General features: G+C 57.5%; 9 protein-coding genes. 6 read left to right on the forward strand and 3 right to left on the reverse strand.

Translation table 11 applies throughout. The features are described from left to right. Positions 1-223: 223 nt before the first annotated feature. The 4 genes from NZK35_RS05715 to NZK35_RS05730 all read left to right on the forward strand — a co-directional run bounded on the left by NZK35_RS05715 (position 224) and on the right by NZK35_RS05730 (position 5,333). On the forward strand, positions 224-1,465 hold the full coding sequence (locus NZK35_RS05715; protein WP_259631632.1) for a glycoside hydrolase family 71/99-like protein: 1,242 nt from the start codon (positions 224-226) through the stop codon (positions 1,463-1,465). Between the two features lie 526 nt (positions 1,466-1,991). Then, complete coding sequence (locus NZK35_RS05720) at positions 1,992-2,924, forward strand: ABC transporter ATP-binding protein (RefSeq protein ID WP_259631633.1); 933 nt, start codon at positions 1,992-1,994, stop codon at positions 2,922-2,924. A 2-nt stretch (positions 2,925-2,926) separates the two neighbouring features. Then, positions 2,927-4,177, forward strand: coding sequence for an ABC transporter permease (locus NZK35_RS05725; RefSeq protein WP_259631634.1), 1,251 nt, complete (start codon positions 2,927-2,929; stop codon positions 4,175-4,177). A gap of 10 nt (positions 4,178-4,187) precedes the next feature. Further along, positions 4,188-5,333: an ABC transporter permease gene (locus tag NZK35_RS05730; RefSeq protein WP_259631635.1), complete on the forward strand. Its 1,146-nt coding sequence runs from the start codon at positions 4,188-4,190 to the stop codon at positions 5,331-5,333. A 679-nt stretch (positions 5,334-6,012) separates the two neighbouring features. Here the strand turns inward: NZK35_RS05730 and NZK35_RS05735 are convergent. The 3 genes from NZK35_RS05735 to NZK35_RS05745 form a co-directional block, all read right to left on the reverse strand. Further along, the gene (locus NZK35_RS05735; RefSeq protein WP_259631636.1) at positions 6,013-6,240 is read right to left on the reverse strand and encodes a hypothetical protein; all 228 of its coding nucleotides are present in this window, start codon (positions 6,238-6,240) and stop codon (positions 6,013-6,015) included. A 65-nt stretch (positions 6,241-6,305) separates the two neighbouring features. Next, positions 6,306-6,791 carry a hypothetical protein gene (locus NZK35_RS34615; RefSeq protein WP_259631715.1) on the reverse strand — a complete coding sequence of 162 codons (486 nt, stop codon included), beginning with the start codon at positions 6,789-6,791 and terminating at the stop codon, positions 6,306-6,308. Positions 6,792-7,073: 282 nt separating this feature from the next. Then, entirely contained in the window at positions 7,074-8,480 is a 1,407-nt protein-coding gene (locus NZK35_RS05745) for a sulfatase (protein ID WP_259631637.1), read from the reverse strand. Between the two features lie 745 nt (positions 8,481-9,225). Here NZK35_RS05745 and NZK35_RS05750 point away from each other — a divergent pair. Together NZK35_RS05750 and NZK35_RS05755 are read left to right on the forward strand one after the other, a co-directional pair. Next, a complete protein-coding gene (locus NZK35_RS05750; protein ID WP_259631638.1) occupies positions 9,226-10,362 on the forward strand; it encodes an HlyD family secretion protein in 1,137 nt (378 codons plus the stop codon). Continuing rightward, positions 10,359-12,572 (forward strand): ABC transporter permease, encoded by a 2,214-nt coding sequence (locus NZK35_RS05755; RefSeq protein WP_259631639.1) that lies wholly within the window; start codon positions 10,359-10,361, stop codon positions 12,570-12,572. The genes NZK35_RS05750 and NZK35_RS05755 overlap by 4 nt, the downstream gene beginning before the upstream one ends. The last annotated feature ends 1 nt before the right edge of the window (position 12,573 follow it).

A 12,573-nucleotide genomic window follows, 5' to 3' on the forward strand; every position in this document is an offset into this window, starting at 1 on the left:
TCTTCAGATGAGGGCCCGTAGGCTCGCGCCAAACGGCTGATATTCGTTTGACATCAGCCGGTTCGCGCCAGCGTCCGGGCCCCCTCATTCATGTTAACTTAGCGGTATTGGGCTTTAGCCGCCCACTGTCGCTGCGTCGCAGCGACAGAGAATCGCCTCAAGGCCAAATACCAACGATTGTTGAATCCCTTGTGACTAGAACCCGTCCCAGAAAAGGTCTCTCATGCGATCGCTTGTTGTTATTGTTTTCTGTTTCTGCCTCGCCACCCAGGTGCCGGCACAGAACGTCGTCGACCGTACCACGTTGACCGGCAAGGTGATGTGTGGCTATCAGGGCTGGTTCAACTGCGAGGGCGACGGTGCCAACCTCGGCTGGACGCACTGGGCGAAGCGACGCGACCAGCCATTCAAGCCGGGCAACGTGACGGTGGACCTGTGGCCGGACCTGACCGAGTACGCAGCCGAGGAGCGTTTCGCCACCGGTTTCAAACATGCCGACGGTCGCGTGGCGGAGGTCTTCAGCAGTGCCAACCGCGACACGGTGATGCGTCACTTTCAATGGATGCAAGAGTACGGTATCGATGGCGCGTTTGTGCAACGATTTGCCAACGGACTGTCCAACCCCACTTCACTGCGGCACAAAAACAGTGTGCTCTCGCACAGTCGAGAAGGGGCCAACCGCGCCGGCCGTGCCTTTGCGGTGATGTATGACTTGTCGGGTCTCCGCGCGGGCGAAGTCTCCCGCGTCCGCGCTGACTGGACGAGGTTGCGATCGGAAATGAAAATCGCCGACGACCCCGCCTACCTGCACCATGATCATCATCCGGTCGTCGCGGTTTGGGGAATCGGTTTCAGCGACGATCGCGACTATTCGTTGGCCGAATGCCTGGATCTGGTGAAATGGCTCAAGTCCGACGGTTGCACCGTCATGCTCGGGGTACCGTCGTTCTGGCGCGAAGGCAAACGGGATGCGGTCAGCGATGCCCTGTTGCACACGATTCTGGAATCGGCGGACATCGTCAGCCCCTGGAGCATCGGACGGTATCGAACGCCGTCGGAAGCGAGACGTCATGCCGCAACGGTTTGGAGCGGCGACCGCCAATGGTGCGATGCACGACAGATTGATTTCCTGCCGGTCGTGTTTCCGGGTTTCAGTTGGCACAACCTGACCGGTGAAAAACTCGATGCGATACCGCGATTGAAGGGGCAGTTTTTGTGGTCCCAACTGACCGCAGCCAAACGCGCCGGTTGCGAAATGATTTACGTTGCGATGTTCGACGAAGTCGATGAGGGCACTGCGATCTTCAAATGCACCAACGATCCGCCCGTGGGGAACGGTGCCCGGTTTCTGACCTATGAAGGACTGCCGAGCGACCATTATCTAAAATTGGTCGGCCGAGGCGGCAAGCTGCTGCGAGACGAAATACCGGTCACCGAAACGTTCGAAAGCTTGCCGAATCCATGAACCCTGATCCACTCGAACGACAAAGGAAAGCTCTGAGAGCTTGTCTGTTCGGCGCGGAGGTATGAAAGACCGATGCGAGTCAGCTTGATCAGCATCGGTGTGTTCACCGAAGCAAACTGACGTGTTTGCGAACTGAACTCGGTCGATGCAACCTGCGCGAGTTCAGAGAAGAGAGTCAATGACGACAAGGGCTCCTTGCAAACCCTTGTGATTCCAAAGCCCGCACCAACACCGGCGGTCGCGAACTGCAGCAAGACGCGTGTCGGTTCGCCGCATACCAAGTTGGCTGGTACGGAACGTGAGGTATTCACCGCGCGAGATAAAAAACTCGAGGCTGCACGCGAGAGGCGCCGATTGCGTCGCCAGAAACAAGCAGCTTGATTGCGATCGATTCAACGACTCGATACCATGAGATTGCTTGGTCGGAGGATAGAGCTCTGGTGAGGACCAACTCGAGCGCCGCGTCAAGTGAAACGTCGAAAAACGAAGGGGACACCGCCGTTGCTTATTCGCAAAGGAGATGAAGGTGATCGAAGTACAGGGCCTGCGGAAGCAGTACGGCGATTTCGTCGCAGTCGACGGCGTAAGCTTTTCGGCTCAACCGGGCCAGATCTTTGGGTTGCTCGGTCCCAATGGCGCGGGTAAGTCGACCGTCATTGGCTGCATATCAGGGTTGCTGTCTCCAACTGCAGGCAACGTGCGCCTCGTTGGGCGCGACTTGACGACCGATGGCCCCGAAGCGAAACGTCATCTCGGCATCGTCCCACAGGACTTGGCTATCTACGAAGAGTTGTCGGCGACTGAGAACTTGACTTATTGGGGTGGCGCCTACGGAATGCGAGGCAGTGAGCTAAGCGACCGAGTTGCCGAGGTTCTGGCCTACATTGGACTGCTTGATCGCGCGAAGGAGCCGACCAAGCGATACAGCGGTGGTATGAAACGCCGTCTAAATTTTGGTTGCGGAATTGTCCACCGGCCGAAGGTTCTGCTACTTGATGAACCAACCGTTGCAATCGACCCTCAATCCCGAGGGCGCTTATTGGATATGGTCCAAGAGCAAGCGGATGGTGGCGCAGCCGTCCTGTATACCAGCCACTACATGGAAGAGGCAGAACGACTCTGCAACCAACTCGTGATTATGGATCACGGCATCGTCATCGCAGAGGGAACGGTGGATGAACTTCGTGCCACACTTGGCGAACGGGATATTTTGCAGTTTTCAGGAACGTTTGCTCCCGAACGCGTTCGTCAGATTTTTGGAGAACGACTCACCGGAACCGAAATTCTCACGTTAGAAGAAGACATCTTGCAGGTCGCCATGGAGGGAGCCTCTCACAAACTTCCGGACGTGTTTCATGTTCTTAATGAAATCGATGCGGACGTGAGCGAGACCGTTCTACGACGGCCCAACCTAGAAAGCTTGTTCATCAAGTTGACTGGCAAAGACCTACGAAAGTAACCATGCATACGTTATGGAACGAGGTCGAGAAAGAGATTCGAAGGAGACTTGGGGATCGCTGGGTCTTCCTGTACTGGGTAGGGATCCCGTTGGTGATCGGAACAATTGTGACGGTGGGAACGGGAGGCTCAGCGGGGCCAAAACCAGTGGTTGAACTGGTAGTGGTGGATCGTGACGAATCCTTTGTCAGCTCGATGCTGCTGTCCTCCTTTGAGCAGGGGGAACTCAAGGAGAGAATTCGGGTCGATTCCGTTTCTGCAGACGTTGGCGAAGAGCTTATTAGTCGAGGCGAAGTTAGCGCGCTACTGATTATTCCCTCAGGATTTGGCGACGCAGTACTCCGCGATCAGCCAACAAGTCTCACGCTGAAAACGAATCCCGCACAAGCAATCCTACCGCGTATCGTGGAGGAGGTGCTGAACGTCGAGGTAGACGCAGTCTTTTATGCGCACCGCATTTTTGGCGAAGAGGTTCGTGGGGTCGTGGATTTGATTGACGCTTTTGAAAACGATGGTGCCCGTCCAGATGAAGAGGCGATCGCGGCCATCAGCGTTCAAATCAGCCGAGTCGTCGAGCAGGTCGTTCCCTTTCTTCTACCGCCCGCCATTGAGGTCGAGATGATCGAGGATCCAAGCCAGTCAGAGCAACATGCGAGCTTTGCGTTCCTGTTCTTTCCAGGCGTATTGATGATGTCGACTTTGTTGATCGCTCAGGGTCTGAGCGGTGACGTATGGAACGAACGAGAGTCGGGGACACTCAGCCGCATGGTCTCGATGCCTCAGGGGCTAACATGCTTTCTAACCGGCAAGCTCATCGTGGCAGCACTGATTTTTCTAGTGATCAGCAGTCTCTTGCTACCGGCTGGTTTTTACTATCACGCGGTGAGCTTCACGAAGCTGCCCCTGGCAAGCTTCTGGCTCACGCTGGCGGGATGTTCTCTCTACCTGCTGATGCTGGCCATCCAGTTGTCCTGCCCGACGCGCAAGTCTGCGGGACTATTTACCACGCTCGTTCTGTTTCCACTCATGATGATAGGCGGCAGCTTCTTTCCGTTCGAAACAATGCCTGACTGGATGGCGGCGATCGGTAAGTGGAGTCCCAATGGTGTGATGCTCGAACATCTCAAGCGCTATCTCCTCGATCAGCATTCACTGATTGAGATGCTCGGAGTCGCAGTCGCTGTCGTGACTGGTTCATGTGTGTTGCTCGTCGTGGCCACTGCTGTAATTCGGCACTCGTTTGCGAAAGGATAGTCAAGCAACCATGTGGCGTCACGTTTGGTTCATAGCGGCGAAAGACACTCGATTTCTATTCCGCGAGAAGTCGACGATCGTTTGGGTGTTCTTGATGCCACTACTGTTCTTCTACTTCATTGGAACGCTTACGTCCGGGTTCATAGGAGGCGCACCGACTGGGCAACAAACGCTGCACTATCAGCACGGGGCGGAGTCGGGGTTCCTCGCTGAGCATTTGGAACAGCGACTCGCCGAGAATGACTTTGCAGTCGTACGAACCGGCGATGCTAAGTCCGATTCGGCGAACGATATCGCGCGACTGACGCTCACAGACGATTTTGATGCGAAGCTGCGTGGTGGAGAAAGAGTTGTATTGAAATACGACGCCGCCGGAGAAGGTATGGCTCGAGACCTGGAGCTCTTGCGTGTGCAGCGCGCCGCCTACACCGTTCTTGCTGACATGCTCGCCGCGAAGCAGCAAAGCGGAGAAGCAAATCGCGAATCCGTGCAGGCGATCAAGACGATGACTCCATCGCTGACGCTGAATGTCGAGGCGGCCGGTCAGCGGCAGACGGTCCCCGGCGGATTCGAACATGCGATTCCAGGCGAGTTAGTAATGTTCACGATGTTAGTGATGGTGATCAGCGGATCCACGCTCGTGCTTACCGAACGCAAGCAGGGGTTGTTACGGCGTCTGGCTGCGACTCCCATCACCCGCGGGCAGATCGTCCTAGGCAAATGGCTAGGGAAGATGATCCTCGGCATGGTGCAAATCGGTGTTGGCATGGTGATCGCCACCGTCCTGTTTGGCATGAATTGGGGTCCTCAGTTTGTTGGTGTACTCCTTGTCTTGGCTACTTGGGCGGCATTTTGCGCATCGCTCGGTTTGCTGCTCGGCACCCTGGCTCAGACCGATGCCCAAGTCATGGGCCTGGGCATCCTCGTAAGCATGGTACTTGCGGCACTCGGCGGTTGCTGGTGGCCGATTGAGATAACACCGGAGTGGGCGCAAGACTTACAGAAGGCACTGCCTTCCGGCTGGACGATGGACGCCATGCACCGCTTGATCAGTTTTCGCCACAGTACTGTTACGGTCGTACCCCACATTCTTGCCTTGGCGATTGGTGCCGGACTCGTAGGCTGGATCGTTAAACTTCGATTTCGCTACGAGTGATCTTCGGAGGTGATGTTCCGGAGGCATAAAAGACGGTGTAACGCCTCGTAGTGAGTTCCACCGACATTTGCGTAGGGGCGAAGCAATCGCGATACGATCCCAAGAACCGTTCCGACGACAACGGTGGCGATTGGGATGAGCAGCACCTTTCGTGACAGGTAGCTTGGCTTCGCGAGAGTATCCGCCGCTTCGCTCGCGCCACCGCTGGCTGTCACGCGGGTTAGACGCAGTTTCGCCACGTTCTGGTCCGAGATTTCTAGATCTGTGCGTCGAACGAATTTCGCTACGACGCTGAGGGCGATGCATCCGTGTGCACGAAAGGCCGTCTAGCACGGGGGACTTCGAAGGCTGCTATCAAACCCATGTGGTCCCGCCAGTTAAGAGCGTCTGATCGCCGTGGCATCTATCTCTGCGTCCACCTCGTGCACCTCGTGCGGCAGCGAATTTTCCCCAACAGCCAAGATTCTCTTCCTCGGTTGGGTTTCGTGCGACCCGCTAGCGTAGTCCTTACGATTCTCGTGAGATCAGCGAAGCAACGAGCAAGTCTGCGACTTCGGACGCTCTCCAGTCGGTGTCGAATTCGGACTGCGCCGTATCAATCAGTTTGATCCGGGATTGCCGCTTGCCGAACTCTGCGTTGGAAGCACTGAAGCCTAGCTTCTTCGAGCTCTCAGGAATCTCAATAGTCGACAGCCCGTCCCGTACCGACACCCCGCACCGTATCTGACCCCACACCGGCGACAACCGGCAGATTACCGAGCATGCCATCCTGAGTCGCTTCGATGACGAAGAACCCAAGCGTTTCGCTTGCACGCGTCCCGTCTGAATCTTCGCCAACGTGCCGTCCGACATTCAATGCACCGGAATTGGCGGGGCTGGTGCGACTGCTGCCACTGGACCAGAACACGGACCAGTCCTCGTTGTAGCTGTAGTCGCGATAGTTGTTGTCGTCTTCACCGTTGCCGAAGGTTTTTAGCGTCGTCCAATTGGACCCATCGGACTGACACGCACGTACGCATTGTCGTTATTCTCGAAAGACCGCAGTTTGCTGGCAAATGAGAGGTTGAGATTGCTGACACCTGTCGTATCGAGTTGGCGAGTCAGCACACCGCGACGCTGGACGATTGCATGCAGGTTACCGTCATTGGGATTATTGGAACTGGTGAACGCACTGTTGCTGGTCAAGTTCCAGTCACTCGCCCAGGGCCCGGTTCCGCCATCGGGAACGCCACTGTCAAAGTCGTCCACGGCCGAGAAATCAACGTCGGCAATGTTGACCTTGACCCTTGACGAATAGAGACCCTCGCGGCGAAGCAAGGCTCCGATCTCACCAGGCTGAGTACAAGCCTCGGCCTCGATCGCGATTCGGCGTTTGTACTCCTCAGTAAAGCGGCGACGGGCCGCCTTCTCGACTACTTCAGGTTTTTTTGAAATCTTTTTGTCGGCATTCTCGGTCACGACTGTATTCGATGATTGACTGAACGAACTAAAAGCTCAATGGAAGGAGATGCCCGAAAACGGGCGTCAGAGCCAATTGCAGCATGCGCATTCCAAGCGGTTGCTCTTCCACGCCTGGGAGAGTCGGAAGGGTGTCGTCTAAGCCTTACTTGATCTCCACCTCACTACGTACAACTTCCGTCGGTTGGACCAACCGGCGCCTCTCAACGACTTCGGCGCGGCGGTGTTGGACACCGCCGCGCCGTGTGGATCTTTGCCGCCGAACGGGATTGCACCAGGAAATCACTTGCCCTTGTGCTCATTGAGCGTCTCGGCCAACTGCTCCGACACGTTTGGACGCTGCGATCGGATGTCGTGGTTTTCGCTGGGGTCGGTGGTGTGATCGTACAACATGCTGCCGACGAATTTATTCTTGTCGGTGTATTCACTGTAGCGCAGTTGATCCGTGCGAATCGTGTCTCCGGTCCCGAAGCGTCCGATGGCGAACGGTTTGCCGGATCGGCTGGGGTCTTTCATCAAGGGGGCAAAGCTGGTGCCTTGCACGTGATCGGGCGTGGGCAGACCGGTCAGATCGCAAAGCGACGGATAAATGTCGATGAATTCCGTCAGTGCGGCGGTCCGGGTGCCGGGCGGCACATCCGCATGCGATGGTGCCGCGACAATCAACGGCGCGTGCATCGAGGTTTCGAAACAGGAGTGTTTGTTCCACATGCCGTGTTCGCCCAGTTGCCAGCCGTGATCGCCCCAGAGCACGACGATGGTGTTGTCGGCCAGTTGAAGTCGATCGAGACTGCGGAGCAGTTTGCCGACATTGGCGTCGGCGAAACTGACGCAGGCATAATAGCCGTGGATCAGCTTTCGGGCCGTCTCGCGATCGACGGGTTTCGACGGATGGATTCCCGCGTAAGCGCGCAGCTCACCGGAGTTGTGGACCGCCCGGGGTGGCAAATCGGTCGGCAGCTCGTAGTTGTCGGGAACGTCGATGTTGTCGAAGTCGTACAGGTCGAAGTACTTCTGTGGTGCATTGAACGGTAGGTGTGGCTTGAGCAGTCCGACGGCCAGAAAGAACGGCTGGTCGGGCGACCGCGCGAATCCTTCCAGGTATTTGATGGCCTGATTGATACAGTCGCCATCGGGATGATCGGCATCGTTGGAATCGGACGCTTCGAATGCCGGGCCGCGATGTTTATTTTTGTTCGGCCAGCTGCGTTTGTTCTCCGCGATCGCTTCCCGCATCGCTTCCACGTTTTGGTAGCCTGATTGCTTCGATCGCCACGCGGGCTCGCTCCAGCCGTCGGCGTGATCGTTGATCTGGTGCAAGATCTTGCCCAGGCTGATCGTGGAGTAGCCGTTGTTCTTGAAATGGGTGTGCAGCGGCAGCGCGTCCGGTGCGTCTTTTTCGGCCCAAGCCAAGTGTGTCACGAATCGTTGCGGCGCCGGGCGAATACTGGTGAATAACGATGCGCGCGAAGCACCGCAGGTCGGCACCATGCAATACGCGCGCTCGAACAACACGCCCCGGCTCGCCAAGGCGTCGATGTGGGGCGTGTGCATGGACGTCTGACCGTAACAGGCCAGTTGCGGACGCAGGTCATCGATCGCGATGAACAACACATTGGGCCGTTCCGCTGCTGTGAGCGAAACGGCGGTGAACATCAAGGCGAAAACAATCCCGAAATGCTTGATCATCGAGGAGTTCCTGTTCGAACGAAATGCGTACAACGACGAATGGCACGGGCATACGTGTTGGTGTCTGGGCTTGAGCCGATCTCCCGGCATAACGGGTCGCCAAAGGGCGGCCTCCCGCGGCACGTCTACAGCTTGCACACCAACGATCTCGGCATCGTTTTCTGTTTGTGCCCGTGCCCTTCAATGCAGTGACGCCATCAATGTTTCGGTGGTGGTACGATGCGTAACACTTTACCATGAATCCGACGAGCAAATGATTCAGCGTGGGCAAGAGACAGAAAAGCTCATGTGGTCAAACCGACTAAAATGTAGCTTGTCGTGTCTCGCCGTGTCCTGATCAGGAGTGTTTTCGCAAACCATGTCTAAGCGTGGATTGGTCCAGCTTGAAGCCGAAGCCGAATCGTCGGACGTCCCATTGCCAACAGAAGTTGCCGAAGCCTACCGGTGTGGACAAGAAATCCAATTGCGGCAATTCGATGACGATCGATGCACAGGAGCTCGCGAAATTGATTAAAACTGGAGTCTGGGTGCTGCTGCCAAAACCCGACACGGGTTCCGAGACACGCCAATCGGAAACCAGTCGAAAAACACGTTGATCGGCCGTTGGTGTCTAGGTTTTGGGGCCGCCCAGCTTAAGGCAACCGCTTTTTCGGGTACGATGGACCTTCCGGGCCGTCGTTGGTAGGACTCTCCTCGACGACCTAAAACGGACGTCGTCCAACGATCCGAAGTAGATTTCCGCAAGATGCTCACTCGATTCATTCCCCTGACGGCGGCTGTCGGCATCTTGCTGGGCTTGGTGTTTTACAGCAAGTGGAATCCCGAGCCGCCGCGGGTGTCCGGCTTTATCGAGGCCGACGAGATTCGTCTCGGTTCACGCGTGGGCGGCCGCGTGTCCCTGGTGCATGTCCGAGAAGGTCAAAATGTCGCCGCCGGCGAGGTGTTGGTCGAGTTTGAACCCTACGATTTGTTGGAACGAGAGAAAGAACTTGAGCTGTCGCTCGCAGCCCGCGAGTCGCAGTACCAACAATACTTGTCGGGATTCCGCGAAGAAGAAATTGCCCAAGCCAAAGCCAAACTCGATCAGTTACAAGCCCAGCTCGATCGGCTGGTCGCTGGGCCGCGGAAGCAGGAGATCGAAGCCGCTCGGGGGCGACTTGCACTGGCCGAATCCGAAAAACGACTCGCGACTCAGGATTTCGAACGACTCTCAAAACTTGCCGGATCCAACGCGACCTCCCAGCAGGAGCTGGACGCCGCCCGCGAGGCGTTGGAAGCCGCGTCGGCAAACTCGCTCGTCCGCGAACAAGAACTCGAGCTGTTGCTGGCGGGAACGCGCGAGGAAGAATTGCGGGCGGCGGCGGCGAGTGTCGAGGAAGCGCGCCAAGCCTGGACACTCAAGCAGCGCGGGTACCGCAGTGAGGAAATCGAGCAGGCCAAGGCGTCACGCGATGCCGCCCAAGCCGCGTTGGCAGCCATCGGGCGGCAGAAAGAGGAGCTCCGCGTCAGAAGCCCGATCGACGGCACGATCGAGGCGCTCGATCTGCAGCCCGGCGACATGGTCGCTCCCGGTGCCCCGGTGCTTTCGATGCTGGACCATCACGAACTTTGGGTGCGAACCTATCTTCCGCAGAATCGCATCGCCGTGCAGGTCGGCCGCCGCCTGCGGTTGAGCGTTGACAGTTATCCCGACCAGACGTTTCAGGGCGTGGTCACGTTCATTGCTCGGCAAGCCGAATTCACGCCCAGTAATGTGCAAACCCCCGAAGAACGCTCGAAACAGGTCTTTCGCATGAAGGTGGGGATTGACGATCAGCGCGACTTGCTGCGGCCGGGAATGATCGTCGATGTCTGGTTGGACGAAATCGGTGCGAAACGATGACGGCACCGATCATTGATGTCCGAGCGTTGTCACGTTCGTTCGGGCCGCTGGTGGCGGTCCGCGATGTCAGTTTCCAGGTCCATCAAGGTTCGATCTTCGGATTGCTCGGTCCCAACGGCAGCGGCAAATCGACGATCATTCGGATGCTGTTGGGCATCTTGCCGCCGACCGCTGGCGAGGCGAGTGTGTTGGGGATGGATGTGCGAACCGACGCCGAACAGATCAAGCCGCGGGTCGGCTACATGTCGCAACAGTTCAGTCTGTACGGCGATTTGTCGGTGCAGGAGAACATCGACTTCTACGGTCGGATCTACGGACTCGATCGCCAGCGTTTGACCGAACGTCGCCAAGCCGTGCTCGGCCTGACGGGGTTGTCCGACCGATTACCGCAGTTGGCCGCGACGCTCTCGGGCGGCTGGAAACAGCGTTTGGCGCTGGCGTGCTCGCTGATCCACGAACCCGACGTGTTGTTCCTGGACGAACCGACCGCAGGCATCGATCCCGTCGCCAGGCGTCACCTATGGGACTTGCTATTCGAGCTGTCCGGCCGAGGCGTCACGCTGTTTGTCACGACGCACTACATGGATGAAGCCGAACGCTGCAGCGAAGTGGGTTACATCTATCAATCGGAGCTGTTGGTGCTCGGCAAACCCGAACAACTCAAACAGCTTCCGGAAGTGAATCCGGTTGATTCGCGTCGCTACGAGATTCGGGTGCCCGCTCCTGCCCAGCACCTCGCGGCGTTGCGTCAATTGCCGGAGGTCCGCGACGCGACCTTGTTCGGCGAAACGATCCACCTGCTGTTAGATCAATCACGCCTCCCCGAAGACGTCTTGCGGCAATTAGGCATGGACACATCGGCGGAGACTCGCGAGGTCCCGCCCAGTCTGGAAGACGTCTTTGTGACGCTGACCCGCAATGCGGAAAAGCTTGGCCGGATCGAGTCAGGCGGCGAACGTTCGGATCAAGACAATGCGGCACCCATCGAGTCGGCACCGCCCGTGGAAGCACATTCCGATCAAGCTCCTCGTCACCGACCCCGGTCGGCCCAGCGCGGGACGTTGGCCGGTTTGTGGGCGGTGTTGATCAAGGAGTTCGTCCACATTCGCCGGCAGCCGACCACACTTTTTTTCATGTTGGTTGTCCCGGTGATGCAGACCATCATCTTCGGATATGCGATCGACACGCAGATCGAAAACATTCCCACGGTGGTCTTCAACATGGACGGCCGTCAGCAGTCGCGCGAGTTGATCGATGCGTTGGTCAACACCCGTCGCTTTCGTTTGATCGGACACGTGCAGAACGAAGGTGCGTTCCAGCGGGCGATGTCGTCGGGGCGGGCGAAAGTGGGCGTCCGAATCCCGCCGGGCTATGTGGATCAGCTGCTGCGGGGCGAACAGGCGAGTCTACAAGTTCTGATCGACGGCAGTGATTCACAGGTCGCGACGACCGCCCAAAGTACGGCGCAGCTGTTGGGGTTGAATCTGTCGATTCAGATGGCCAAAGCCAAAGGCGACGCCTTGCAAATCGCTCCGGCTCGGGACGCATCGGGGCATGGAGTGCTGCCGATCGATGTGCGGACACGCATGTTGTACAACCCCGATCTGGACAGTTCGCACTTCTTCGTCCCCGGTTTGGTGGGCATCATCCTGCAGTTGGTGACGCTGTTTCTGACGTCGTTCGCCGTGGTACGCGAGCGGGAGCTGGGGACGTTGGAGCAGTTGTTTGTGACGCCGGTCGGTCGAACGGGGCTATTGCTGGGCAAGCTACTGCCCTACGCCCTGGTCGGTTTTGTGGCGCTGCTGACGGTGTTGGCCGTGATGATCTATGTCTTCGGTGTCGACATTCGCGGCAGTGTCTCCTTGCTGTTGGCGTTGTCGATGTTATTCATGGTCTGTTCGCTGGGGCTGGGCTTGCTGGTGTCCACGCTTGCCAAGACACAATTGGAAGCGGTCCAGTTTGCGTTTGTGATCATGCTGCCTTCGGTGTTGCTTTCGGGCTTCGTTTTTCCACGCAGCGAAATGCCGTTGCCGATCTACCTGATTACGTTTGGAATTCCGGCGACTTACTTTATCGAGATTCTTCGGGGCGTCGTGTTACGCGGTGCCGATCTCGTCGATCTGGTCCCCTGGGTCGTCGGATTGACGATTTGCGGCGCGGTCGTTCTGATCCTCAGCGTGTTGCGATTCCAAAAACGTCTGGGCGCCTGAC

The sequence above is a fragment of the Stieleria sedimenti genome, from assembly GCF_025060895.1.
Taxonomy (GTDB): domain Bacteria; phylum Planctomycetota; class Planctomycetia; order Pirellulales; family Pirellulaceae; genus Stieleria; species Stieleria sedimenti.

What these genes read in the sequence shown, in the direction of transcription:
- NZK35_RS05715 (WP_259631632.1), top strand. Translation starts at nt 224, where the DNA reads ATGCGATCGCTTGTTGTTATTGTTTTCTGTTTCTGCCTCGCCACCCAG.
- NZK35_RS05725 (WP_259631634.1), top strand. Translation starts at nt 2,927, where the DNA reads ATGCATACGTTATGGAACGAGGTCGAGAAAGAGATTCGAAGGAGACTT.
- NZK35_RS05730 (WP_259631635.1), top strand. Translation starts at nt 4,188, where the DNA reads ATGTGGCGTCACGTTTGGTTCATAGCGGCGAAAGACACTCGATTTCTA.
- NZK35_RS05745 (WP_259631637.1), bottom strand. Translation starts at nt 8,480, where the DNA reads ATGATCAAGCATTTCGGGATTGTTTTCGCCTTGATGTTCACCGCCGTT.
- NZK35_RS05750 (WP_259631638.1), top strand. Translation starts at nt 9,226, where the DNA reads ATGCTCACTCGATTCATTCCCCTGACGGCGGCTGTCGGCATCTTGCTG.
- NZK35_RS05755 (WP_259631639.1), top strand. Translation starts at nt 10,359, where the DNA reads ATGACGGCACCGATCATTGATGTCCGAGCGTTGTCACGTTCGTTCGGG.